Consider the following 22,422-nt stretch of genomic DNA (forward strand, 5'->3'; position numbering starts at 1 on the left):
CAGGCACCCTGCCGCTAAAGAGGTCGCACCCCGTTCAATGCCGGGGAGAGCGCCAATTCCGAGGTGGGGCGGCGACAAGACGGCTGTCCGGCCCTCTTCTGCCGTTGAGTGGGCAGATAGCCGCCCCGCGCTCGCGAGCGACGACGGACTCGATATGCGAACCATGCTCACGATCGCCGGCATCGCGACCGGGGTGGCACTCACCGTGACGGTGCAGCGTCACACCCCGCACGTCCTGTGGTGGCTGTTCTCGCGAGGGGATGACTGATGTACCTCGTACCGTGCCCCATCTGCGGCGAGCCCACGCTCGGGGTGTGTTGTGACGTTCTCATGGACGCTCTCGAGGATGACGGGGACACCATCGTCCGCGGAGGTGACTGATGGGAGATTTTCGACCTATGGGGGATGGGAAGACTTTCGCCGTATCGGGCATGCGACGCAGCGCCGTGACGGGCAGATATATCAGCGCGCGGGGTGACAGGACGCCCGATGAGTCGCCTGCCCCAGGACAGGTCGAGACGCGCGACTGGCACCCGGACGAGCAGCCCAATGACGAGGGTGAGCGGATCACACACTTCACCCCCGATGAGGGGGACGCAATCCAGCTCTACATCGACCAAATCAAAGACCTGCTCGGTCTCGGACAGTGGGACGCGTTCCTCTCGCTCGCCGCCGCAGAAGAGACAACGAACGCCAGCGTTCATCCGGTGTATGGCCGCCGCGTCGTGCCGATCTCGGTGAACAAAGACTGGTGGTCGTACACGCCTGACAAGCAGCGCAACACGATCGTTCACGAGTTGCTGCACGTGGTGCACAACTCGCAGACCGAAGTGATCCGTACCGCACCGACGTCGGTGTGGATGTGGCGCACATTCGAGCGCGAGACCGAACTCATGGTTGATCACCTCGCCGGGGTGCTCGACCAGTACATGCCTATGCCCATAACACCGGCCGAGGTAGCACAGATGCGTGCAGCCAAGACCGGACCATTCGCCGGTGAGTGACGACGTCCATGTCTCCCCGATAGGAGACCTGATAGAGCACGACACGAACGGTGGCGAATGCCCCTGCGGACCGACCGCCAAACCGGTTGAGCGCGCCGACGGGTCAATGGGCTGGATCATCCTGCATCATTCCCTCGATGGACGCGAGTACACCGAGCGCGACTACACCGGACCGGCGATGTTGCGGGAACGGTAATCACATGGTAGGGGCGTCAACGCGGCACGCTTCGCCATGGCGGGCCTCCACGCGAAGGACGCTCATGACGCCGATGTTTCCCGGCAAGGCGTACCTGCGCCCCTTCCCCTAACTCTCGGGAGGTCACCCGATGGACTGGTCTGGCTTTACTCCTGCTGAACGCAGGGGAGCCCTGCGCATGTTGCGCCGGCACCGAAGCATTCGGCGCCGTGCATGGTGGCGACAGCTGTGGCGAGACCTTCTCGGGGTGAAGGCGCGATGACCGGCAAGAACCCGGACACAACGTTCACCGTGACCGCGGACACGCTGGAAGAGGCGGCACAGTTCGCCATCGATCGACTCAAAGCCCTCGCCGTCACAGGCGGGCACCGTGGCTTCGAGATGCCCGAGCTCGTCTCAGAGTTCTACCTCGCCGGCCCGTGGCGCCGATGCTTCGAGTTCCGTGGGGTCTTCATCCCCGCCACCACCTGACAGGAGACCCGATGGATGACGTAACCGTCGACCGGGCACGGAAGCGCAGCCGAGCCGGGACTATCTTTGGCGGCATCATCGCCGCCATACTCGTGACCGCCGTCACTGCCCTCGTCGTCAGCGGCATCGTGTGGGCCATCGTGACCATGTGGCGTAGCATCCTCGGCTAAGCGTCGTACTGGTGTGACGGCTGGCCGCTGGGAACGCGGCGTAAGGCATGGCCGTCGAAGCATCAGCTTCATCCCCAGAGGGGGAGCAGGTTCGAATCCTGCGTGACGACGTAACCCCAGGGTCGGTTCCTCCAATCGGCAGAGTCCCCTCGCGGCCGCAGGGGAGGTTCCAGGTCCGAATCCTGGCCGGTCCACAAACACCCCCAGGGGTGCAACCAAACCCCAGGGGGTGCATCCGAACATGCCCAGGGCCCCCCGTCAATGCCCCACCCCAGGATGCCCCAACAGGATCACCAACACCCGCTACTGCGCAGACCACACGGTGCACCACTGGGAAGGCCGGTCACACTCCACCGGACCCGGCTACTCCCAATGGCGACGCACTGTCATGGCCCGAGCCAAGGGAATCTGCCAGATACGCGGACCCCACTGCACACGCAGGGCCACAGACGCCGACCACATCATCAACGTCAAAGCTGGCGGCGCACGGTACGACCCCGACAACGGTCAAGCCGCCTGCACCGCATGCCACAAGGCCAAGACCCAAGCCGAAGCCGCGAGGGCGCGGAACCCCCAGATAAGAGATCTACTAAACCGAAAGATCGTCAGGTCGTAACTGAAAAATTTTGCCGCCGGGGGCCGCCCACCCCCTCCCCGCCCCTCTCGTTCGTGCCGGGAAGATGCTGCGGATTTTCTTCTGTACGAGTCTGGGAGATTTGGGGCTGGGTGGCGCGAGGATGCGCCGAGGTGGTCGTGCTCGTCGCCGGGCAGTCCCGAGCGGGTCGTGCTGACGCAGGCCGCGTGTGTGGCGTGTGCGGGATTATCCGTTACAGGCCGATCGGTCGGCCGGTGACGGTGATGTATCGGCCGGCGCTGTAGCGTTCGACGCTGAGCCCGTTCTCGGTGCGTCGCGTGCCGGGTTGTTCGTCGGCGTCGTGCCAGATGTGGATGCCTTCCCCGGAGGGGGAGTATTCGACGTAGAAAGCGTTTGGGGTCCGGGCGAGTTCGAGCGCGCGGGGGTCGATGACTCCGTCCGAGACGCAGTGGTCCACGTCGATGCATCCGATGCCGTCGCCGAGTGTGAAACCGAGTCCCTCGCCGAGTGTGGATGCGGAGGCTGCGGCGAAGGTGGTCCAGGTGTCGGGGTTTGTGCTTGTTGCGCGGCGACCGTCTGCGGTGATCGGCGCTTTCGTGGGCTTGCCGTTGCGGAGTTCGTAGCGCCAACGCACCCACCGGTCGCGTGAGGTGAGGCGCTGGGGGATGGGTGAGCGTTTCGCGGCGCGGTGTGCGTAGATGCGATGCTTGCTCGAGCAGAAGCGAGCGTCTGCACGGGTCGTGACGATACCGATTCCGCACCAGTCGCAGACGCGTTTCATACGCCCCAGTGTAACGGATAAACCGCGTGATTACGCCCGACATGGGCGCAGATTCTTTCCCGACATGGGGGTTCATGATGCCTGGTAGGGGCCCGATTCCGAAAGATGCCGCCACGCGTGTGCGGCGGAACAAGAGTGGCGCTGCGCTGCGGGTCATCGAGGTTCGGCCGACGAAGCAGCCTGAGCTGCCGACGCGGTACAAGAGCGTCAGCAGCGAGGAGGGCACGTTCTCAGACATCGTGGATTGGCCGACCGCCACCGTCGAATGGTGGCGAATGTGGGCGTCGTCGCCGCTGTCGGCGGAGTTCACGGACTCGGACTGGGAAGAGCTCAAGATCGCGGCGTTGCTGCATGCTCAGTTCGTCGAGGGTGAGTACAAGCTCGCCGGTGAGTTGCGGTTGCGCACGGCGAAGTTCGGTGCGACTCCCGAGGACCGCGCTCGGCTCAAGATTCAGTTCGCTCTGGCGGATGAGGCGGAGGATCGCGGCGTGCGTCGTCGCGCAGCCGCGGCGCCGAAGGCGGTCGGCCCGGATCCCCGCTTGAAGATGGCGGAGTAGCCCCACCATGGCGGTTCTGAATGTTCCGCCTCTCGATCTGAGCTTCCCCACTCTCGGCCCCGGCATCGTCGAGTTCATCCAGGAACGCGCCGTTTTCGGCCCCGGGTCGCTGGCTGGGCAGCCGGCCAAGCTGGATGACGAGACGATCGCGTTCATCTACCGTCTGTACGAGGTGATGCCGAAAGGTCACCGCCTTGCCGGGCGCCGCCGGTTCTCCCGCGGGGCTCTGGAGCTTCGGAAGGGGCTCGCAAAGACCGAGAAGGCAGCGTGGATCGCCTACTGCGAACTGCACCCGGAAGCGCCAGTGCGGTGCGATGGATTCGACGCGAACGGTAACCCGGTGGGTCGGCCTGTCGCTTTCCCGTACATCCCGATGATGGCGGTGACGGAGGAGCAGGTCAGCGAGCTCGCGTACGGCGTGCTCAAGTACGTGGTGGAGGAGGGCCCCGACGCGGACCTGTTCGATTCGTCGCTCGAGCGCATCATGCGACTGAACGATCGTGGGCGCGGTGACGGTCAAGCGGTGCCGGTGTCGAACGCGCCGGGGTCTCGAGACGGTGCTCTCACGACGTTTCAGCACTTCGATGAGCCTCACCGGTTGTATCTGCCGTCTGCGAAGCACGCGCACGAAACGATGTCGGCGAACCTGACGAAGCGTGCTCTTGAGGATCCGTGGGCGTTGTACACGTCCACGGCGGGAGCGCCGGGGCAGAACTCCATCCAGGAGGACGTGCGAGCTGAGGCCGAAGCGATCGCCCGGAAGGAGATCGAAGAGCCGGCGCTGATGTTCTTTGCCCGATGGGCGGGGGATGAGCACAAGGATCTCTCGACGATCGAGCAGAGGGTCGCGGCGATCGCGGACGCGACGGGTCCGGCCGGTGAGTACGGGCCGGGGCAGTTCGAGTCGATCGCGAAGCAATGGGATCGCCCGAAAGCAGACAAGGCGTACCTCGAGCGAGTGTGGCTGAACCGGTGGCGCAAGTCGGATTCGACGTTCTTCGACAGGGTCAAGATCGGCGGCCTCGCGAGCCCGGGGGAGACGATCCCGGCGGGCGCGTTCGTGACGCTGGGGTTCGATGGTGCACGGTTCCGGGATGCGACGGCGATGGTCGCGACCGAGGTCGCGACCGGTCTGCAGGAGCTCATCGGGTTGTGGGAACGACCTGATGATGCCGATGAGTGGGAAGTGCCTGAGGATGAGGTCACGGCGACGTTCAAGGACGCGATGCGCCGCTACCGGGTGTGGAAGCTGTACGCGGATCCCCCGCACTGGACCGAGACGATCGGGTCTTGGTATGCGGACTACCCGGGGCATGTCGAGGAGTGGTACACGAAGCGGCACGGTCAGATGGCGTATGTGCTCCGGGAGTACCAGGAGGCGATCGACGCGGGCACGATCCGCTTCGGTGGGAGATCCAACCCTGACGCAGTGATCGGCAAGACGGTGTCGCCCCACGACGACCTGGTCCGTCATCTCGGCAATGCCGGGAAGAAGGAACTGCGGCTGCGGGATGACGCGGGTGAACCGTTGTACGTCATGCAGAAGCAGGACGGGCAGATGGGGTTGAAGTTCGATGCGGCGATGGCCGCGGTGTTGTCGTGGAAAGCGCGACTCGACGCCCTCAAGGGCAACGCGAAACCCGTGCTGAAGCGTCGGGCCGTGATCCGCCGTATCGGCGGGTGAGGGAGGGGTGTCGATGGCGATCGCAACCAGCGTCCCCCGGAGTGCCGGATGGTGGCTCGAGCGTGCATTCGAGAAACGCGCGGCACGTCTTCCTCGCCTGGTCGAATTGGCGGCGTGGCATGCGGGGGAGCCCCCGGCGCCGGCGGCTGTTCGCAACGCGCGCGACACGTTCCGCGAGTTCGAGGAAGAGTCGACGACGAACTTCGCTGAGCTGATCACCGGTTCACTGCGGGAGCGGATGTCTGTTCGCGATATCCGCACCGCCGTGTCCGAGGATGAGCTCGACGAGAAAGCCTGGGAGCACTGGCGAGATAACAATCTCGACGTGGAGCTCGCGTCCATCATCGAGACGATGCTGTGGGCTGGCGACTCGTACGCCATGGTCGGGAAAGACCAGGACACGGGAGCCATCACCGTCACTGCGGAGGATCCGCGTGACCTGGTCACGTTCCACGACCCGGCTCGACAGTCGCGCATCATCTGCGCGGTCAAGTTCCTTCGGGACGAGTTCGACGGGTACGACTACGCCGTCATCATGCTCCCGGGCGCCATGACCGGGGGAGAACCGGCGCGGACGTTCGTCGCTCGCCGCCCCACATCCGGGAACGCGGGGTTCGATAAGACCGAGTGGTCGTGGGATACCGACCAGGGTGGCAAGGATGGGCTCCCTCTTGAGCATCACCTCGTCCCCGTCGTGCGGTTCCGAAACCGTGCGGGCAAGGGTGAGTACGAACCGCACCTGCGGTTGCTGCGCCGGATCGACCGGCTCGTGTTCCAGATGACCGTCATCGTCATGTACCAGGCGTTCAAGCAACGCGCGGTCATGCTCGACGCGGACGCCGAAGAGCCGGACATTCAGGACGACTTCAAGCGCACGATCGGAGTTGACGAGCTCGATGACGTGCTGACGTCCGACCCGGGTCAGTGGTTCCTGTTGCCGTCTGGGGCGAAGGTGTGGGAGTCCACGCAGGCGGACGTGCAGGGCATCCTCTCGGCCATCAAGGACGAGGTCATGCGACTTGCGGCGGTCACTCGCCGGCCGATGTCGATCTTCGCGCCGGACAATCAGGCGGCCGAGGGGGCGAAGTTCACGCGCGAGGGTCTCACCTTCGCCGTCGAGGACAAGATCACCCGCGTCACGCAGGGAATCGTCGACATGTACCACCTCATCTTCCTCGCCGAGGGGGATCAGGAGCGGGCGAAGAAGTCGAAGATGACAGTCGGGTGGAAGCCCACGGAGCGGTACTCGCTCGCCGACATGGGGTCGGCTACCGCGCAGGTGGCGCAGACGCTGCCGCTCAAGACGATCCTGCGTCGCATCTGGCAGATGACGCCGGACGAGATCGCACAGGTCATGGCGGAGCAGGCCGACCAGGCGCTCATCCTCGCGTCAGTGATGGATACCGCCGGGACGGCGAACGCGTAACCGACGGGGAGGGTGGCATGGTCACTCGTCTCGACCGAGCATACGAGGTTGAAGTTCACCAGCTTCGGCTGCGGGTGACGAACTTCGCTCTGCGGTTCTGGAACAGCATGAACTCGTGGCGCGACTCCGACATTGAGCGTTTGCTCGCGGAGGTCGCGCCACGGGTACAGCAGGGCCAGCAGCGGGTCGCTGACCTCACGGACGCGTACCTTGCCCGGATCGTCACCGAACAAGGCCTGACCCCAAGGAGCAGCCCCTTGGCGGCGACCACGACCGAACTGCGTGGCGTGTCGGACGAGACACTGTACGCGCGGCCGATAGCGACGATGCACGACACTCTCGCGAAGGGTGGAACGGTGACCTCTGCGGTCGCTGCGGGCGGTCGACGTCTGGCGTCCATCGTCGAGACGAACATGCAGCTCGCGAAGACACACTCCGCGCGCCGGTCCATGTCTCGAGCCGGGGTGAACGCGTACGAGCGTGTGCTGACCGGGCGCGAGAACTGCGCCCTGTGTGTCATTGCATCGACACAGCGGTACTGGGTGGCGGACCTGAGCCCGATGCACCCTGCCTGCGACTGCGGCGTACGGCCGCTCAAAGGTGACCCGTCCGAGCAGGTCATTCACCCCGACCGGTTGGAAGCCATACATAACGCTGTCGAGGCGCAGTTCGGCGGTTCCGACCGCGGCGCACGTTACATCGACGGCAGCAACTCGGTAAGTGACTACCTGGACCTCATCTCCGTGCGGACGAACTCCGAACTCGGCCCCGTCCTGACCTGGCGAGACCAGCACTTCACCGGCGCGGACGACCTCCCGTCCTGACCCACCGCCACCCGGCGGCCCCCCAGACCACCGTGCACCAGCGCGGTCCACCCCCGGCATGGGGACCATTCACACGCCCGACATGGGAGATAGATCATGCTCACACGCACCCCGTACTATGCCCGCCGCGACCGCGACGGCCTTGCGCTCATCGGCCCTTCACGCTTCGACATCGCCGGCATCCGGTTCATGGCGGACAACGAAGGCGCCGACGGTGCAGGAGACGGTGGTTTCCCCGCGGACACGCCCGTCAAGGACATGACCGCGGAACAGCAGGCGGCGTACTGGAAGCACCAGTCCCGCAAGCACGAGAACCGGGCCACCGCCTACGGCGGTCTCACCCCGGATCAGGTGCAAGCCATCAAGGACGAGAACGAGCAGCTTCGGCAGGCCGGCCTCTCCGATCAGCAGCGCGCCATCGACGAAGCCAAGGCATCCGGACGCAACGAGGTCATCGGACTCCTCGCGACCGAACGTGTCACCACGGCCATCGAGCGCGCGTTGCAGGGCCGCGATGTCGACCCGGCGAAGCTGCTGACCCTCGACCGTTCCTCGTTCATCGATGGCGACAAGGCCGACACGGCAAAGATCACCGCCTGGGTGAACGAGAACACCACCGAGAAGAAGGCGGCACCGGGGGCGCACCTCCCGCGCTTCCAGGGGCAGCACGAGCAGATCGAAACCACAGGCCGGGCCACCGGCGAAGCCGAGGCGGAACGCCGCTTCGGAAAGAAGACCAAGTAGAGAGAAGAACCAGATGTCTGACATCACCGTTCGTCGCTCCACGTTCCAGTCGGAGAACCGTTCGTGGCTTCGTGGCCCCGACGGCACCATGCCGGGCGACAACCCGAGCATCGTCCTGGACGTGAGCGCATTCACCGCCGGCACGCACTACCCGAACGGTTTCATCCCGTCCGGCACCGTGCTCGGCAAGATCACCGCCTCGGGCCTGTACGGCCCCTACGACGGCGCCGCAACCAACGGCACCGAGACCGCGGCCGAGATCCTCTTCTCGTCCGTCACCGTCCGCCCGGGTTCCACCCGCGTCGGCGGCGCCGGTCTTCACAAGGGCGAGGTCATCCCCTCCAAGCTTCCGTTCCAGACCGGCAAGGGCGCCCTCGACGCCGACGCCCGCACGGACCTGAAGCTCGTCAACTTCTCCGAAGGAGCGTGAGCTAGATGGCCATCGTCTTCGACGCCCCCGTCAGCCCCGACGCGCTGTCCGCGTTCGTCCGCAACGTCCCGGTCCCCAGCAACCTGGGCCTGCTGAACGCGTTCCCCACGCGCAACAACCTGACCAACACGGTCAACTTCGCGGAGATCGTGAAGCGCAACCGAACGGCCCGTTACCGCACGTACGACGGACGCATCCACGTGTCCGACCGTGACACCGGATCCACCGGTTCCGTCGGCATGATCCCCCTGTCCGACTCGCGCAACAAGGGCGAGTACGAGCGCCTGCAGCTCGAGTTCGCGCGGGTCAACGGCACCAACACCGCCGCCCTCGCCGACGCGATCTACAACGACGCCGAGGACCTCACCGGAAACATCTACCGGCGCCTCGAGCTCGCCTGGGGTGACGTGCTCACCGACGGCAAGCTCACTGTGTCCGAGATCAACGGCGGCTTCGAGGCCGACTTCGGTGTGCCCGCCGGTCATCTCGTCACCGCCGGCACACTCTGGTCGAACGTCGCCACCGCGACCGTTCTCACCAACCTGATCACCTGGCACGACGTGTACGTCGCGACCAACGGTGCTCCGGCCGGCGCGATCCGCACGTCTTCGGCGGTTCTCCGTCTCGTGCAGCGCAACAAGGAGATCATCGACGCGGTCTACGGCGCCAATACCGGAAAGACCGTCGTGACGCTGGACGAGGTCAACGGTCTCCTGGCAGGGCACGGTCTTCCGCCGTTCGTTGCCCCGTACGACACCCAGGTTGAGTCGGTCGCACCCGATGCGAACAACGCGCTCGCACGCGTCATCCCCGCCAACCGCGTCCTCTTCACCCCCGCGGAGCTCGGCGACCTCGGCCGCACCGAGTGGGGCGTCACGGCGACCGCGCTCGAGCTGGTGAACAGCAACCTCGCGGAGATGTCGTTCCAGGAGGCACCCGGCATCGCCGGTGTCGTCGAGAAGGTCGGGCCGCCCTACCGCGAGTTCACGTTCGTCGACGCCGTCGCGTTCCCCGTCCTCTCGGACGCGAAGCGCCTGTTCGTCGCGACGGTGACCGCCTAATCATGGCCCGGATGGCGTGCAACGTGTACGTCCTCACCGAGGAGGGGGAGGCTCAGCTACTCATGGCTGGGTCGACCCCTCCGGAGTGGGCACTTCCGCAGCTCGGTGAACACACCTTGCAGCGCGAAGAGTCGGAGCCGGAAGGCGACGACGAGTCCGACGACGAGTCCGACGACGACGGCAAGGAGACCGTGACGATCCCGCCCGCGAAGGGTCCCGGATCGTCCGCCAAGGCGTGGGCCGACTACGCCAAGAGCCAGGGCTTCGATGTCCTGGAAGACGCGAAGGCCGCCGAGATCCGCGAGGCACTCGCGGAAGCCGGCATCCCCGTCGAGTGAGCAGGAAGGGTTGCCCCACATGGCTGATTACGCCACTGTTGAAGACGTAGCAGCCGCGTGGGGCGACCTGACCCTCACTGAAGAGAAGCTCGTCGCCGAGTGGATCAAGACCGCATCGAACAACCTCCGCATCATCGGACGGCAACGCGGCGTCAACGTCGATGAAGTCACGATGATGGATGAGTTCCTCGAGCGTGCCGCGAAAGACGCTGTCGTCGGTGCTGTTCGACGGCGGCTCATGAACCCTGACGGTGTACGGCAGCGTTCCCGAACCGTCACCGACGGACCCTTCAGTGACACGACGAACGACACGATCGATTCGTCCATCTCGTCCGGTTCCCTCAGCTTCACCGATGTGGAGCTCGCGTGGCTTCCGTTCCGTCGGCAGCGCACGTTCCGATCGTTCTCGGTCCGGTCGGGATTCCGGCCGTGAGCGCACGATACGAGCCGATCATCGTCCGGCGAGCCACGGAAGAGGTAAACGGGGACGGGGATCCGGTCCCGGGGGCATGGTCTGACCACGTCGTATTGAGCGGCAAATTCGCCCCCTCAAACCCGTCTGAGGCGCTCGATCCCGGAAGGAAAACCGTCATCACAGGTGGGACGGTGTACGTCCGCGACCTCGCAAACCGCCCCGACATCGAAGCAACCGACCGCGCCACGATTCGCGGCGTCGAGTACGCGATCGATGGTGAGATCGGCGCTTGGCTGCGGGCTGGCTCGTGGGCGGTGCAGTTCGCGGTGAAAGCGGTCAACTGATGCGCGTCCAAGTCGCTTTCCCGATGCTGGGTAACCCCTCCGGGCACCCGACCGAGGCGCGCCGCAACCACAAGACCATCCGCGAGACCCTGCTGCTGGACACCGAGAACAGCGGGGTTGAGAAGGCGCTCGTGACAGCGGCGCAACGCGCCGCGCGACCCGGGCAAGAAGTCTTCGTCACACGCACCTACTCCCGTGCCGGACGCCTCTCTGTGTGGATCGTTGATCGGTCCACCACGGGCAGCCTCCGCAACAGGAAACAAGAGCTGAGGGCGGCTCTCGCCAGCGTGCAGATCTAGGAGGTCGTCGTGGCCGAGTTCGCGAGTCGATGGCCCAACGTCCGACGCTGGGCCATCGGCCGCGTGCGCAACGTCACGACCGCGCGGGTCTCGGCGGAACGAGACGAGAAGCTCACGGAGCAGGTAGTTGTCAGCGTCGCCCCCGGGCGGCTTGAGACGCCCGTGTCGCGGCAGTTCCTTGTGACCGTCGAGTGCTGGAAACACACCGACCCCGTCGATGCGAAGGAGGACGCCTTCGACCTCTGCACGGATGCCGCATACGAGATCGAATCTTCGCCACGCGACGCCGCGCCGGTCATCCGCGCCGAACTCAACGTCGGCCCCACCGAGGCCCGCGACGAAGCGGGCAACTACTACTACACGGCGACCGTGCTAGTCGTCGCACACCGACTCCCGTAACCAGCGGGTGACCGAACGCCAGTTGCCGGGCGTGCCCCAATTCAAACGAAAGGCAGGGCTATGCCCGCTGCACTCATTGAGAACGGCCGCACCATCAACGCGGCCGACGTGCGCCTGGTGCAGGATGGTCGAATCCTGCTCGGCGCGTACGGCATCACCGCCCCCACCGGCCCCGACTGGAACCCCACCGCCGACCTCGCCGCCGGAATCCGCCACGACCTCGGCTACTACGGCGAGGACGGCTTCTCCCTCACCCCCGAGCCGGGCGACAACAAGCGCTTCGTCGCACACAACGAGGACGTCGTCATCGACCAGGACGGCCCCGGCACCTGGGCGGTCGCGTTCTCCGGCATCCAGCGATCCAAGACCCTCACCGAAGCGTACTTCGACACCACCGTTGACCCCGCGACGGGTTCGTTCGTGCTGACCAAGGCGTCCGTGAACACGTTCCGCGACCTCGTCACCGTTGGCATCTCCGGCGACGACGTGATCGTCACCCACTACCCGCGCGTGAAGGTCGCCGACCGCGAGGCGGTGCAGTTCGGCGCCAACGCGATCAACGCGCTCGGGATGACGCTCCGCGCCTTCCGTGACCCGATCCTCGGATACCAGGTGAAGCAGTGGGACACCACGCTCATCCAGACCGTGACCCCGGCCCCGACGATCACCTCCACCGTGCCCGACTCGGCGCAGGCGCCCGCCGGCAACGTCATCATCACCGGCACGGGATTCAGCGGCGTCACCTCCGTGAAGTTCGGGTCCGCTCAGGCGTCGTTCCAAATCAAGTCGCCCACGGAGATCCTCGCGATCATGCCCGGCGGAACCGCGGGAACGGCGAACCTCACCGTCACCAACTCGGGCGGCACGTCCACCGCGAAGACGTTCGCACGCTCATAACAAGACCCCGGGGGTGGGGTGAGGCGGCAACCTCCCCACCCCCGGCCCCCTCTCCTCGTTGCCGCACCCACGAAAGGTTGCCGCCGACATGGTCAACATCAAGCCCTCATCCGCCGCCGAAGCCCCCCTGATCGAGTTCAACATCGAAGGGTTCGGGAAGTTCAACCTGCCCGTACTCGGCCAGCCGGGCGTCCCGTTCGGCATCACGAACGCGTTCGGTGTGTTCCAGTCCGCGCAGGATGGCGGAAACGATCAGCAGAAGCTCGCCGCGTGGTCGCTCATGACGCAGACCCTCGCCGACACCTACCCCTCGGCGGTCCGGATTCTGTCCCGCCTCGACGGGGATGACGTCGCGGCGGTGTTCACCGCGTGGGGCAACGAGTCGAAAAAATACGTTCCGGGCGCGTCCTCTGAGTAGCCGTGAAGACGTGCAACGCGTGTGGCGAGAGTAAGAGCACATCAGCGTTCGGTCGTGACTCCAAGCGCAAGGACGGACTGCAGTCGCGCTGCCGACAGTGTCGACGCCGGGACTACAAAGCGAACCGAGCACAGGCGCGCCTCTACTACCAGCAGAACAAGGAGTCGATACTCACGCAGCAGCGGGACAGTCGCAGACCTGGATACGTCGCCCGGAGGGTGCCTGGCTCGTACGAGGAGCATCTCGAACGCACACGTAACCACGTTGCGAGACGGAGAGCGCTCAAAACATGCGGGGAAGCGGATCACATCGAGTCTGCTGCCGTCTTCGAGCGCGACGGATTCATATGCCAGCTGTGCGGCGTGGCAGTTGACTCATCAAAGCCGTATCCGGCGCCGCTGTACCCCACCATCGACCACATCATCCCGTTAGCGCGTGGAGGAAAGCACACATACGACAACGTGCAGACCGCTCACGCCCGCTGCAACAGCCGAAAGGGTGCCAGGTGAGAGTAGCTCTACCTGCACTTGGATCCGCAGAATGCCCCCGTGTAGCGACATCGGCGGTAGCCATCCTTGAGGGTGACTACGAATGGTCTGAAGATCGTCAGGATAGATGGTCGAACTTGTGGTTCGCGCTAACGACGGCCCCACCCACAGCATCCGTTGTTCGAATGATGGACGCCGAGCAGCTTGGACAGTTCGTGCTCGGTTGGGTAGAAGAATCGCCCGACTTTGATCCAGCATCGGCATGTATGCCAGCACTGATCCGCTGGCATCGGCGGCAACTGCGGCATGACCTCGCCCGCGTCGGCGTGAACCTCGCCGACATCGAGTCCGAGGAGATTTGCTGGAACGTGGCGTGGGACTTCGTCGCCGAGATCCTGCGAGACCCCTCGAGCCACACCGTGGCCGCAGTGCAGGGACACAAGTACGTCCCTTCGCCCGCGGAGATCGCGGCGTGGGACATCCACGAGCGGGAGATGAACGCTCAGCGCCAGAAGGGCGCGCTCTACCAGAGGTTCCCTCGCCCGTGGGCGGGGAAACCGCCGACGTACTCGCAGCCTGACCAGCAAATGACGCCGGAGCGTGAAGCGCGCCGCGCGAAGCTCGACCAGATGTTCTAGTGCCCCTGTTGCCGCGGGGACATTCCGAAAGGAGTAGTCCCCGTGGCCGAGGCTGTCCTCTTCGTCGAACTCGTCCCCACCACAACCGGGATCAAGCGGAACGTTGAGAAAGAACTCAACGGCACCTTCGACACCGTCGAGAAGCGCGGATCCTCTGTCTTCAGCAAGATCGGCGGCTTCGCCAAGGGCGCCGCCCTCGCCGCCGCGGGTGCTGCCGCCACCTTGACCGGTATCGCGGTCAAAGGCGGGTTCGACCGCATGCTCAAGATCGAGGACGCCACCGCAAAACTCGACGGCCTCGGGCACTCGGCGGAGTCCGTCGACCAGATCATGGGCTCCGCCCTCGCCGCTGTGCGAGGGACAGCCTTCGGGCTGGATGCCGCGGCCACCGTCGCAGCATCCGCCGTGGCCGCGGGTATCAAGCCGGGCGCGGAGCTCGAGAAGTACCTCCGCCTCACCGCGGACGCTGCGACCATCGCCGGCACATCTCTGGATGAGATGGGCGCGATCATCAACAAGGCCACCGCCGGGCAAACGGTGTACACCGACACCCTGAACCAACTGCAGGACCGGGGTATCCCCATTCTGCAGTGGCTGGCTGACGAGTACGGCGTGACCGCCGCCGCGATGTCGAAGATGGTCTCCGACGGCAAGGTCGACGCCGCCACGTTCCGCAACGTCATCGAAAAGAACATCGGCGGCGCCGCTCTCCGATCGGGTGAGACGACCCGCGGCGCGTGGGCGAACATGCTCGCCGCGCTCTCGCGCGTCGGTGTCGCGCTGCTCGAGAACGTGTTCCCGTACTTCAAGACCACGTTCCAGGGCATCACGCGACTCCTGGATGAGATGACGACCCGGATCGGGCCGTTCGCTGACAAGTTCTCCGCGCTCATCTCGCTTATGAGGTCGGGTGACTTCACGGCCCAGATGCGTGAGCTGACCGGTTGGGAAGAGGACGCGCCCGTCGTCCGCGCGGTCATGAACATCCGTGACGCACTCACGGGACTCTTCAACCTGCTGATCAAGGGTGACTACACCTCCGCCCTACGGAACGTATTCGCGATGGAGGAGGACTCTCCACTCACGGTCGCACTGCTCGCCGCCCGGGATGCGGCCGTGCAACTCGGTCCGACCGTCCTGGGGCTGGTGCAGCAGTTCTCCCCCCTCGTGGTGATCCTGGGGATCCTCGGCCCCTTGCTCCCCACCCTTCTTCCGCCCTTGGTGGATCTCGCGACGGTGGCGTTGAACCTGGCAAACGTGGTCCTCCCGGTGCTGGTGGAGTTCCTCACGCAGGTGGCGACCGTGGTCGCGGGGGTGGCGGTGTCGGCCGTTCCCCTCCTGGTGGGTGCGCTCAACGGGCTCGGTGTCATTCTCGGCGGCGTCGTCGGGTTCCTGGGGCAGTTCTCTGGTCTGTTGGGCCCGATCACGGTGGCGGTTCTTGCCGGTGTGGTCGCGTTTAAGACGTACGCGGCGGTGATGGCTGCATGGAAAGTTGTTGCGGCGGCGTACGCGGGGCTGCAATCCGTCATCATCGCCGCAACGTACGGGCAGATCGGTGCGACCTACGCGCAGGCCGGGGCGAGCCAGGCTGCTGCGATCGCGCAGCGACTTCTGAACGCGGCCATGACCGCGAACCCGATCGGGCTGATCATCACCGCGATCGCCGCGCTCGTCGCGGGGCTGGTGTGGTTCTTCACGCAGACCGAGCTCGGTCAGCAGATCTGGGCGAACGTCACGGCAGCGATCGCCGCGGCGGCGACATGGCTGTGGGAGAACGTCTTGCAACCCGTGTTCACGGCGATCGGTGAGATCTTCACCTGGGTCTACGAGAACATCATCATGCCGGTCGTCATCGGCATCATGCTGTACATCGGCCTGTGGGCCGCGGCGATACAAGCGCTGTGGGAGGGCGTGCTCTCACCGGTCTTCGGGCTCATCGGCGAGGTCTTCACGTGGATCTACGAGAACGTAATCCTTCCGATCGTGGGGCTGATTGTGGCGCAGATCAACGCGTGGGCCACCGTGATCACATGGCTGTACGAGTCGGTGATCGTCCCCGTCTTCGCAGCACTAGGAGCGGCGTTCACGTTCATCTACGAGAACATCATCGCGCCCATCGCCGCAGCGATCGGTCAGGCGATCCAGTTCGTCGGCGACACGATCCACAACGTCTTCACCGGCATTGCGGACTTCGTTGGGGCCGCTTTCCAGGCGACGCTGAGTGTCGTGCGGGGGCCGTTGAACGCGCTGATCGGGCTGATCAACTCGGTCATCGACGGGCTGAATTCCATCCAGGTGGACATCCCCGACTGGGTTCCTCTCGTCGGTGGTTCGACGTTCAGTCTCGGCATCCCGAACATCCCCCAGTTGGAGGACGGGGCGCTTGTCAAGGCTCGAGCGGGTGGGGTCATCGCGAACATCGGTGAAGGACGGTACGACGAGGTCGTCCTCCCGTTGTCGCCCAGTGTCCTGTCTCAGGTCGGCGGTGGTTCGGGTGGCGGGACGATCAACGTGTACCCGCAGCCGGGTCAGTCCGAGGAAGAGATCGGGCGGGCCGCCGGCCGGTATCAGGCGCGTCAGGCGAGGAGGAGTGTCGCGTGACAGATGCACTCCACGTCGTGTTCGACTCGATCCCGTTTCGCGGGTATGACGACCAGAAGGAGTTCGGATACTGGATCGGACAGCGCGGGTGGGAGGGATGGGATACCCCACCCGCGCAGCGCGCCGAGATCATCGATAGAGCGAACTCCCACGGCACGTACGACGCGCTGCAATGGTTCGACGCGCGTGAGGTGACGCAGAAGGGTTTCTTCCGCGGGTCGAGCGAGTACGACCTCGTGAAACGGTCGGACCAGTTGGCCGCGACACAGGACGGTAGCCTCCGCGCGATCTCCGTGAAGTTCGGCGGTGTGACTCGGTACGCGGAGACGCGTAGGGGGTTGTCGACGCCTTCGATAGAGCTGTCCAGCGATGGTCTGTTGCATGTCGGTGAGTACGAGATCGTGCACCGCATGTCGGACCCCCGCAAGTACGGCACCGAAGCGACCCTCCCGGCGACGGGGGCGGCGATCAGCATTGATGTGTTCCACCGGGGGAACTTCCCCGCCTCGCCGTTGATCGAGATCCCCTCTGCGCCATCGGCGTACACGGTGACCTGCCCGGGCGGAACGTTCACAGTGACCGGCGCCACACCAGGCGGAACTCACCGGGTCGATCTACGTCGAGCGCGCGTGTACCGCGACGGCGTCGAAATGCCCGGCGTGGGAACAGGTGACCTGTGGAACGTGCCCGCGAACACGATCTGGACTCACGTCCTGAGCGTTCCGGGGCGGGTGAGGATACGCGACACCTGGGTGTGAGAGGACGGTGGTGATGGTCTGGCAGGTCGTGATCTACGAGGCCATCACCGGGCGGCCCATCGAGGAAGTGTTCCCGGTGTCCGCGTCGTGGAACGCGTCCCTCTTCGGGGCAAGCGAATCAACATTCTCGTTCAAGATGGGCGATGCGGAGACGGGGCTCACTCGTGAAAAGGTGCGGTCGCTGTTCCGACCGAACGCGCGCCTCATGGCGTTGCAGTGGGGCGACTTCGTCATGCTGGCCGGGAAGATTGAGTCGTGGAAGTGGGATGAGTCCCGAACCGTCACCGTGACTGTTGTCGATTTCTTCCGTACAGAGACCGCGTGGCGGTTGACGGACGGTGTCGGCGGTAACCCTGTCGGCACACTCGATGTGACGAACCGGTCATTGTCGGGTGCAGCGCGCGCGGTGATGGCTCGGTTCATGCAGTGGGGGCCGGACTGGGCATACCCAATCGACCTGCCAGCGGACGGCCCGGGCACCTTCACCGAATCCTGGGTGTTCTGGAAGGGCTTCAAGATCCTCGACCTCATCGAGCAGATTGAGGCGCAAGGTGTCGAGGTGTACCTCCGTCCCTACCTGACGACGGAGAAGTGGTTGCGGTTCCAGATGCGAGTCGAGAATCGCATCACGATCGGAGCTTCCTCGTTTCACCTCGGCGCTGAGATAACCCCATTGTCGGGGATTGAGTACGAGTGCAATGGGTCGCAGCAGATCACTGGTGGGCAGGGGCTCGGCAACGGCAAGGGGGAGATGCAGCTCACAGCATCTGCATACGCGCCCACCCCGCTAGATAGGCCCATCCGCGACACCAAGAAGGACTTTCCTGACCTGGTAGGGGACAGGCTTCAGGAAGCTGTCAACTCCTGGGTAGCGGAGGAAAGTGAACCCGTGGAGCAACTCACTGTAGGGGCGTTTCAGATCGATGCTGAATGGTCCCCGGAAGAGTCCGCGCCAGGCAGGGCGTGGAACCTCGACGCCCGCAATCACGATGTCGTCCCAGACGGCCGAACCATCCACCGTGTCATCAGTGTTCGAGGAACGCTTGGTATGACGCTGAACCCGGAGGTGCAGCGTGGGTCGTGACCTGAGCGATGACGACCGCATCAGCAAGCTTGAACGCAAGCTTGAGCGGTTCATGTCTGCGGCGTGGCTTGAGAACTCATCCATCTCTGACGGGCAGTTGACTCTGATCCGCGCGACGCTGCTCATGATGGGCGGCTCACTGCTGAAAGGTGAGGGAACGTTCGACTGGACCGGGCCCGGGTCTATCGCGGGCGACTGGGAGGTTCTCGGCGGGGGAGTGATCCGCGTCGGCGGCGTCCTCATCAGCCCGGTAGGCGGCGGGCGCATCATGATCGGCGAGGGACCGGTCGCGATCATTCTCGATGGCGGCACCGGCACCCTCACGATGGGGAACATCAAGATGGAGGGTGGGAAGATCTACGTCGGAATCGGCGCTTCCCAGATTGTCATCGATGGCGCAACGGGGAAGATCGTCGCCGGCAACATGACGATGGATCCCACCACGTCCGGCGGTGCCCTGGTGTACGAGAACGGGGCGCAGGTATTCACTGACGAGGACACCATTCAGGTGTTCAAGGGCAACAGCGTCGCACAGGTCAGCAACGACTACGCCCGCATCCAGCACGGCGGCGATGTCATCCAGATCGACGGCGAGGGCGTTCGCATGTCACCCGGCGCTGTACCCACTGCGGAGTCCGTTGAGGGAGCGCACTGGCTCGCGATCGACACGACGACGGGGCGGCTGCGGCGCATCAATCCAGCGTTTGGCGGACCTGGCGGCGGGCAGTTCGAATACCCGTTCCCGGAGTCGACTATCACGTCAGGCTTCCGTCCTCCTGAGCGACCTACACATAACGGCCTCGATCAGGCGGGCCCTGGCGTCGACGGGGAGCTAATTCCGGCAGCAGCGGCCGGCGTCGTCACCTTCGCCGGGGGAGTCCCGGAGGACACCCCCACCAACGGCTACGGCTACCACGTGATCGTCAATCACGGCACGATCAACGGTCGGGTCGTGGAAACGCTCTACGCCCACATGGCGAACCCGCCGCTTGTCTCGACCGGTGACGTGGTGCAGAAGCGACAGCCTCTCGGTGTCGTCGGCGAGACAGGTCGCTCCCAGGGTGTGCACTTGCATTGGGAGATTCACGTCGACGGAGAGCCAGTCGACCCGACCATCTTCATGGCCGACTACAGCTAACGAACGGGGCAGTAGCCCTGCTCTACAAGCGACACGAAGTCGGCGTTGATCTGCTCGTGAACATCGCCCGTCAATGCGACGATCGCGTCCGGGTCTGCGCCGGCTTCGAGCTGGTCGCAGGCATAGTTCGCGGCGGACAGGATCTCGGTAGTAGTCATCTTCACGCCGTCGTTTGCCATCGCGAGCTGCAGCTTGATCAGGAACTGACCCGCGTCGTCGGGCGTCGCCGTGACGGGCGCAGAAGATACCTCGACAGGCGCCGCGGGCGCATCGATCGGCCGCGCGGCGCTCGGCTCGACCACCACGGTGCTGTCTCCGTCGCTGTACGTCCCTGACGAGCCAGGGGTGACCTCGACCTGCGACTCGCTGGTCTCGACGCTGACGCACCCGGCCAGCGCCAGCAGGAGTACGAGAACACCGGGGATGAGCGCGCGTTTCATGCGCTCACCCTACTCATCTGCACGGCCCGTGCATATGCCCGGGACTACTGGAAAGGACGTGACCCGCATGGGCTACATCACCCCCGCTGACGTCGGCATCTCCGACGATCGCGCTGCGCACATCGCGCGCGGCAGCAAGGAGCCCGGCACCGACTACATGACCGCGTACGGCACGGACCTCCGCGCACCTGGCGCCGGTCGTGTGATCGGCGTCGACCACTCGAATGACGGCGCTGAAGGTCGACGCCTGACGTTCCTGATGGACAACGGCGAGGTCATCGACTGGATCCACCTGTCCAGCATCAACGTCGGGGTCGGCGCGCGCGTCAGCCCCGGGCAGACGGGCATTGCCCGCTCCGGAGCATCCGGCTTCGGCCGCGACTGGTACTACGGCGCGCACCTGCACGTCACTCGTCGCGCTCGTCAGGGACTTCCTTACTCGCAGACCCTCGACTTCGAGGATGCGATCGGTGGTGAGGCGCCCGCCTCATCCACCCCTGGTACGACCCCCAATCAGTCCGAGGAGGACGAGAACATGCCCATCAACATTCGCCGCGAGTCGACCGGCGTCAGCTACACGCTGGTTCCCGGATACGGCATCACCGCCCACGCCAACGAGCACGGCGCTCGGCTGACGACCTACGTCAACACGGGCAAGTGGTTCCCCGCCGGCGCCAGCCCCTCTCAGCGCGAGGAGTTCGGAGAGCGCCAGCTCAACGATGACAACCTGCGCTGGGAGCTGGGCCTGATGGACCTCGGCTGGGTCTCGCAGGATCTCGACGCGCGCCTGCCCAAGCCGGGCGAGTACCGGTACTGCGAGAAGCTGCAGAAGATCCACGACGCCGCCGCCGGCATCGGCTGATGCGATCGCCCCGGCTGAACGGGGCGCGGGGGGCGGCGCTGCTGGTGGCCGGTGCTTACTGCGCCGCACGCGGCGTCGCCTACCTCCCCCTCGGCGCGCGCCCCGACGCCCTTCCGCGCGGGCTCGAGCTCATCGCGAACCCGCCCGTCACGCTCGAAGCGTGGGCGGTGCTCTGGCTCATTGCCGGCGTGGTCTGCGTCGTGATGGCATTCCGGCGGCAGGACGCCGTCGGCTGGGGCGCGCTGACCTTCATGATGACGGCGTGGGGCGCAGCGTACCTCTACGGGTGGATCGAGGCGCTCGTGCTCGGCATCGAGTCGCGGGAGTGGCTGACTGCCACGACCTACCTCGGCCCGGCCGCGATGATCGGCATCCTGTCGATCTGGCACACGCGGAGAAGTCGTGCCGTCTGAGGCGTGGGCGGCGCTGACCTCGTCCATGCCGACCATCGTCGTCGCGCTCATCGCGGGCATCGCGGGCATCGCCGTCGCGATCCTCAACCGCGGCGGAGCACGAGAGAACGCGCTCATCGACCAGCTCCAAGAGCAGGTCAACAGCCTCGAAACCCGTCTCAATGCGAGCCTGCGTCGCGAGCGCATCCGCGACGACTACATCCACACCCTCCGTGACCACATCGACCAGGGCAAGAAGCCCCCGTCGCCGCCGTGGCCCGACGGACTCACCAACTGACCCCGGCGACCTGTCGGGGTCTTTCTCGTCCCGGAAGGACACCCCGTGAAGCTATCGAACCTGACTAACCCGACATGGTGGGCGGACGCTGGCAAGCGCGCCGCGTACACCGCCCTCGCCGTCGCCCTGCCGTACCTCGGTGCGTCGCTGCTCGCCGACGTCCCGTGGGAGACGGTGCTGCTCACCGCGGCGCTCGCTTTCGTCGCGTCGATCGTCACCAGCCTCGCCGGACTCCCCGAGGTCGAGGGCGTGAACCTGCCGTGGTGGCTCGCCGCCGTCGAGCGCGTCGTGAAGACGTTCGCGCAGTCCCTCGCCGCCGGCTTCATCGGCGCGACGCTCATCACCGACGTCGACTGGGCATTCGTTCTGCAGGCCGCCGCCCTCGCCGCGCTCACGTCGCTCGTTCGCCTCATCCTCGCGACGCTCCCCGCCGATCCGACCGCGAAAAAGGTCACGCGCGATACGTGGCTCCAGAAGCTGGCTGAGTCGCAGGGTATTCGCATCGCAGACGCGAGCAGCATCGAGGTGAAGGGCGCCGCGAGCGTGCACGATCCGTCGCAGTTCCCCCACCCCGGCGCGCACAACCAGCCGTGATCCGGTTCCTGGTGGCGGCCCTCCTCGTGTGGGCCGCCGCTGCTCTCTACTCCCACATTCCCCGCCCGGTTGAGGG

General features: G+C 65.4%; 29 protein-coding genes. 27 read left to right on the forward strand and 2 right to left on the reverse strand.

Features of this window, described 5'->3' with window-relative positions:
* Positions 1-431 precede the first annotated feature (431 nt).
* The 4 genes from P2P98_RS03090 to P2P98_RS03105 all read left to right on the forward strand — a co-directional run bounded on the left by P2P98_RS03090 (position 432) and on the right by P2P98_RS03105 (position 1,841).
* Positions 432-1,004, forward strand: a complete 573-nt coding sequence (locus tag P2P98_RS03090; protein ID WP_275797110.1) for a hypothetical protein — start codon at positions 432-434, stop codon at positions 1,002-1,004.
* On the forward strand, positions 997-1,200 hold the full coding sequence (locus tag P2P98_RS03095) for a hypothetical protein (protein ID WP_275797112.1): 204 nt from the start codon (positions 997-999) through the stop codon (positions 1,198-1,200). The genes P2P98_RS03090 and P2P98_RS03095 overlap by 8 nt, the downstream gene beginning before the upstream one ends.
* 258 nt (positions 1,201-1,458) lie before the next feature.
* Complete coding sequence (locus P2P98_RS03100; protein WP_275797114.1) at positions 1,459-1,671, forward strand: hypothetical protein; 213 nt, start codon at positions 1,459-1,461, stop codon at positions 1,669-1,671.
* Positions 1,672-1,682: 11 nt separating this feature from the next.
* Positions 1,683-1,841: a hypothetical protein gene (locus P2P98_RS03105; protein ID WP_275797116.1), complete on the forward strand. Its 159-nt coding sequence runs from the start codon at positions 1,683-1,685 to the stop codon at positions 1,839-1,841.
* A gap of 827 nt (positions 1,842-2,668) precedes the next feature.
* On the opposite strand, the gene P2P98_RS03110 is transcribed toward P2P98_RS03105, so the two are convergent.
* Positions 2,669-3,217, reverse strand: a complete 549-nt coding sequence (locus P2P98_RS03110) for a hypothetical protein (RefSeq protein ID WP_275797118.1) — start codon at positions 3,215-3,217, stop codon at positions 2,669-2,671.
* 119 nt (positions 3,218-3,336) lie between these two features.
* Here P2P98_RS03110 and P2P98_RS03115 point away from each other — a divergent pair, with 119 nt between their 5' ends.
* The 19 genes from P2P98_RS03115 (at position 3,337) to P2P98_RS03205 (ending at position 19,760) form a co-directional block, all read left to right on the forward strand.
* Complete coding sequence (locus tag P2P98_RS03115; RefSeq protein WP_275797120.1) at positions 3,337-3,774, forward strand: hypothetical protein; 438 nt, start codon at positions 3,337-3,339, stop codon at positions 3,772-3,774.
* A 7-nt stretch (positions 3,775-3,781) separates the two neighbouring features.
* On the forward strand, positions 3,782-5,458 hold the full coding sequence (locus tag P2P98_RS03120) for a hypothetical protein (protein WP_275797122.1): 1,677 nt from the start codon (positions 3,782-3,784) through the stop codon (positions 5,456-5,458).
* A gap of 13 nt (positions 5,459-5,471) precedes the next feature.
* Complete coding sequence (locus P2P98_RS03125) at positions 5,472-6,884, forward strand: phage portal protein (RefSeq protein WP_275797124.1); 1,413 nt, start codon at positions 5,472-5,474, stop codon at positions 6,882-6,884.
* A gap of 107 nt (positions 6,885-6,991) precedes the next feature.
* The gene (locus P2P98_RS03130) at positions 6,992-7,708 is read left to right on the forward strand and encodes a hypothetical protein (RefSeq protein ID WP_275797126.1); all 717 of its coding nucleotides are present in this window, start codon (positions 6,992-6,994) and stop codon (positions 7,706-7,708) included.
* A 96-nt stretch (positions 7,709-7,804) separates the two neighbouring features.
* The gene (locus P2P98_RS03135; RefSeq protein WP_275797128.1) at positions 7,805-8,452 is read left to right on the forward strand and encodes a hypothetical protein; all 648 of its coding nucleotides are present in this window, start codon (positions 7,805-7,807) and stop codon (positions 8,450-8,452) included.
* Between the two features lie 13 nt (positions 8,453-8,465).
* On the forward strand, positions 8,466-8,882 hold the full coding sequence (locus P2P98_RS03140; protein WP_275797130.1) for a head decoration protein: 417 nt from the start codon (positions 8,466-8,468) through the stop codon (positions 8,880-8,882).
* A gap of 5 nt (positions 8,883-8,887) precedes the next feature.
* Positions 8,888-9,943, forward strand: coding sequence for a major capsid protein (locus tag P2P98_RS03145; protein WP_275797133.1), 1,056 nt, complete (start codon positions 8,888-8,890; stop codon positions 9,941-9,943).
* An 11-nt stretch (positions 9,944-9,954) separates the two neighbouring features.
* Positions 9,955-10,281 (forward strand): hypothetical protein, encoded by a 327-nt coding sequence (locus P2P98_RS03150; RefSeq protein ID WP_275797135.1) that lies wholly within the window; start codon positions 9,955-9,957, stop codon positions 10,279-10,281.
* A 19-nt stretch (positions 10,282-10,300) separates the two neighbouring features.
* Positions 10,301-10,714: a Gp19/Gp15/Gp42 family protein gene (locus P2P98_RS03155; RefSeq protein WP_275797137.1), complete on the forward strand. Its 414-nt coding sequence runs from the start codon at positions 10,301-10,303 to the stop codon at positions 10,712-10,714.
* Positions 10,711-11,040, forward strand: coding sequence for a head-tail adaptor protein (locus P2P98_RS03160; RefSeq protein ID WP_275797139.1), 330 nt, complete (start codon positions 10,711-10,713; stop codon positions 11,038-11,040). The genes P2P98_RS03155 and P2P98_RS03160 overlap by 4 nt, the downstream gene beginning before the upstream one ends.
* Complete coding sequence (locus P2P98_RS03165; RefSeq protein ID WP_275797141.1) at positions 11,040-11,339, forward strand: hypothetical protein; 300 nt, start codon at positions 11,040-11,042, stop codon at positions 11,337-11,339. Before P2P98_RS03160 ends, P2P98_RS03165 begins: the two co-directional genes overlap by 1 nt.
* 9 nt (positions 11,340-11,348) lie before the next feature.
* On the forward strand, positions 11,349-11,738 hold the full coding sequence (locus P2P98_RS03170; protein WP_275797143.1) for a hypothetical protein: 390 nt from the start codon (positions 11,349-11,351) through the stop codon (positions 11,736-11,738).
* A 60-nt stretch (positions 11,739-11,798) separates the two neighbouring features.
* Positions 11,799-12,635 (forward strand): IPT/TIG domain-containing protein, encoded by an 837-nt coding sequence (locus tag P2P98_RS03175; protein WP_275797145.1) that lies wholly within the window; start codon positions 11,799-11,801, stop codon positions 12,633-12,635.
* An 88-nt stretch (positions 12,636-12,723) separates the two neighbouring features.
* Positions 12,724-13,053, forward strand: a complete 330-nt coding sequence (locus P2P98_RS03180; RefSeq protein WP_275797147.1) for a hypothetical protein — start codon at positions 12,724-12,726, stop codon at positions 13,051-13,053.
* Positions 13,054-13,807: 754 nt separating this feature from the next.
* Positions 13,808-14,179 (forward strand): hypothetical protein, encoded by a 372-nt coding sequence (locus tag P2P98_RS03185; protein WP_275797149.1) that lies wholly within the window; start codon positions 13,808-13,810, stop codon positions 14,177-14,179.
* A 42-nt stretch (positions 14,180-14,221) separates the two neighbouring features.
* Entirely contained in the window at positions 14,222-16,780 is a 2,559-nt protein-coding gene (locus tag P2P98_RS03190; protein ID WP_275797151.1) for a tape measure protein, read from the forward strand.
* Complete coding sequence (locus P2P98_RS03195) at positions 16,777-17,538, forward strand: hypothetical protein (protein WP_275797153.1); 762 nt, start codon at positions 16,777-16,779, stop codon at positions 17,536-17,538. The genes P2P98_RS03190 and P2P98_RS03195 overlap by 4 nt, the downstream gene beginning before the upstream one ends.
* A 13-nt stretch (positions 17,539-17,551) precedes the next feature.
* Complete coding sequence (locus P2P98_RS03200; RefSeq protein WP_275797155.1) at positions 17,552-18,622, forward strand: hypothetical protein; 1,071 nt, start codon at positions 17,552-17,554, stop codon at positions 18,620-18,622.
* Complete coding sequence (locus tag P2P98_RS03205) at positions 18,612-19,760, forward strand: M23 family metallopeptidase (RefSeq protein ID WP_275797157.1); 1,149 nt, start codon at positions 18,612-18,614, stop codon at positions 19,758-19,760. The genes P2P98_RS03200 and P2P98_RS03205 overlap by 11 nt, the downstream gene beginning before the upstream one ends.
* On the opposite strand, the gene P2P98_RS03210 is transcribed toward P2P98_RS03205, so the two are convergent.
* A complete protein-coding gene (locus P2P98_RS03210) occupies positions 19,757-20,200 on the reverse strand; it encodes a DUF732 domain-containing protein (RefSeq protein WP_275797159.1) in 444 nt (147 codons plus the stop codon). The two genes, P2P98_RS03205 and P2P98_RS03210, sit on opposite strands and share 4 nt — an antisense overlap.
* Positions 20,201-20,267: 67 nt before the next feature.
* Here P2P98_RS03210 and P2P98_RS03215 point away from each other — a divergent pair, with 67 nt between their 5' ends.
* From P2P98_RS03215 to P2P98_RS03230, 4 genes are read left to right on the forward strand one after another with little or no spacing between them, the layout of a single operon-like run.
* Entirely contained in the window at positions 20,268-21,062 is a 795-nt protein-coding gene (locus P2P98_RS03215) for a M23 family metallopeptidase (protein ID WP_275797266.1), read from the forward strand.
* A complete protein-coding gene (locus P2P98_RS03220; RefSeq protein ID WP_275797161.1) occupies positions 21,062-21,475 on the forward strand; it encodes a hypothetical protein in 414 nt (137 codons plus the stop codon). The genes P2P98_RS03215 and P2P98_RS03220 overlap by 1 nt, the downstream gene beginning before the upstream one ends.
* Complete coding sequence (locus P2P98_RS03225) at positions 21,465-21,752, forward strand: hypothetical protein (RefSeq protein ID WP_275797163.1); 288 nt, start codon at positions 21,465-21,467, stop codon at positions 21,750-21,752. The genes P2P98_RS03220 and P2P98_RS03225 overlap by 11 nt, the downstream gene beginning before the upstream one ends.
* A 45-nt stretch (positions 21,753-21,797) precedes the next feature.
* Entirely contained in the window at positions 21,798-22,346 is a 549-nt protein-coding gene (locus P2P98_RS03230) for a holin (protein ID WP_275797165.1), read from the forward strand.
* The last annotated feature ends 76 nt before the right edge of the window (positions 22,347-22,422 follow it).

Source organism: Microbacterium sp. Kw_RZR3 (assembly GCF_029222405.1).
In the GTDB taxonomy this organism is placed as follows: Bacteria; Actinomycetota; Actinomycetes; order Actinomycetales; family Microbacteriaceae; genus Microbacterium.

Coding starts and splice junctions, on each gene's coding strand:
- P2P98_RS03090 (WP_275797110.1), top strand. CDS start 432: ATGCGACGCAGCGCCGTGACGGGCAGATATATCAGCGCGCGGGGTGAC.
- P2P98_RS03100 (WP_275797114.1), top strand. CDS start 1,459: ATGACCGGCAAGAACCCGGACACAACGTTCACCGTGACCGCGGACACG.
- P2P98_RS03105 (WP_275797116.1), top strand. CDS start 1,683: ATGGATGACGTAACCGTCGACCGGGCACGGAAGCGCAGCCGAGCCGGG.
- P2P98_RS03110 (WP_275797118.1), bottom strand. CDS start 3,217: ATGAAACGCGTCTGCGACTGGTGCGGAATCGGTATCGTCACGACCCGT.
- P2P98_RS03120 (WP_275797122.1), top strand. CDS start 3,782: ATGGCGGTTCTGAATGTTCCGCCTCTCGATCTGAGCTTCCCCACTCTC.
- P2P98_RS03125 (WP_275797124.1), top strand. CDS start 5,472: ATGGCGATCGCAACCAGCGTCCCCCGGAGTGCCGGATGGTGGCTCGAG.
- P2P98_RS03130 (WP_275797126.1), top strand. CDS start 6,992: ATGAACTCGTGGCGCGACTCCGACATTGAGCGTTTGCTCGCGGAGGTC.
- P2P98_RS03135 (WP_275797128.1), top strand. CDS start 7,805: ATGCTCACACGCACCCCGTACTATGCCCGCCGCGACCGCGACGGCCTT.
- P2P98_RS03140 (WP_275797130.1), top strand. CDS start 8,466: ATGTCTGACATCACCGTTCGTCGCTCCACGTTCCAGTCGGAGAACCGT.
- P2P98_RS03145 (WP_275797133.1), top strand. CDS start 8,888: ATGGCCATCGTCTTCGACGCCCCCGTCAGCCCCGACGCGCTGTCCGCG.
- P2P98_RS03150 (WP_275797135.1), top strand. CDS start 9,955: ATGGCGTGCAACGTGTACGTCCTCACCGAGGAGGGGGAGGCTCAGCTA.
- P2P98_RS03155 (WP_275797137.1), top strand. CDS start 10,301: ATGGCTGATTACGCCACTGTTGAAGACGTAGCAGCCGCGTGGGGCGAC.
- P2P98_RS03165 (WP_275797141.1), top strand. CDS start 11,040: ATGCGCGTCCAAGTCGCTTTCCCGATGCTGGGTAACCCCTCCGGGCAC.
- P2P98_RS03175 (WP_275797145.1), top strand. CDS start 11,799: ATGCCCGCTGCACTCATTGAGAACGGCCGCACCATCAACGCGGCCGAC.
- P2P98_RS03180 (WP_275797147.1), top strand. CDS start 12,724: ATGGTCAACATCAAGCCCTCATCCGCCGCCGAAGCCCCCCTGATCGAG.
- P2P98_RS03185 (WP_275797149.1), top strand. CDS start 13,808: ATGCCAGCACTGATCCGCTGGCATCGGCGGCAACTGCGGCATGACCTC.
- P2P98_RS03200 (WP_275797155.1), top strand. CDS start 17,552: ATGGTCTGGCAGGTCGTGATCTACGAGGCCATCACCGGGCGGCCCATC.
- P2P98_RS03210 (WP_275797159.1), bottom strand. CDS start 20,200: ATGAAACGCGCGCTCATCCCCGGTGTTCTCGTACTCCTGCTGGCGCTG.
- P2P98_RS03215 (WP_275797266.1), top strand. CDS start 20,268: ATGGGCTACATCACCCCCGCTGACGTCGGCATCTCCGACGATCGCGCT.
- P2P98_RS03220 (WP_275797161.1), top strand. CDS start 21,062: ATGCGATCGCCCCGGCTGAACGGGGCGCGGGGGGCGGCGCTGCTGGTG.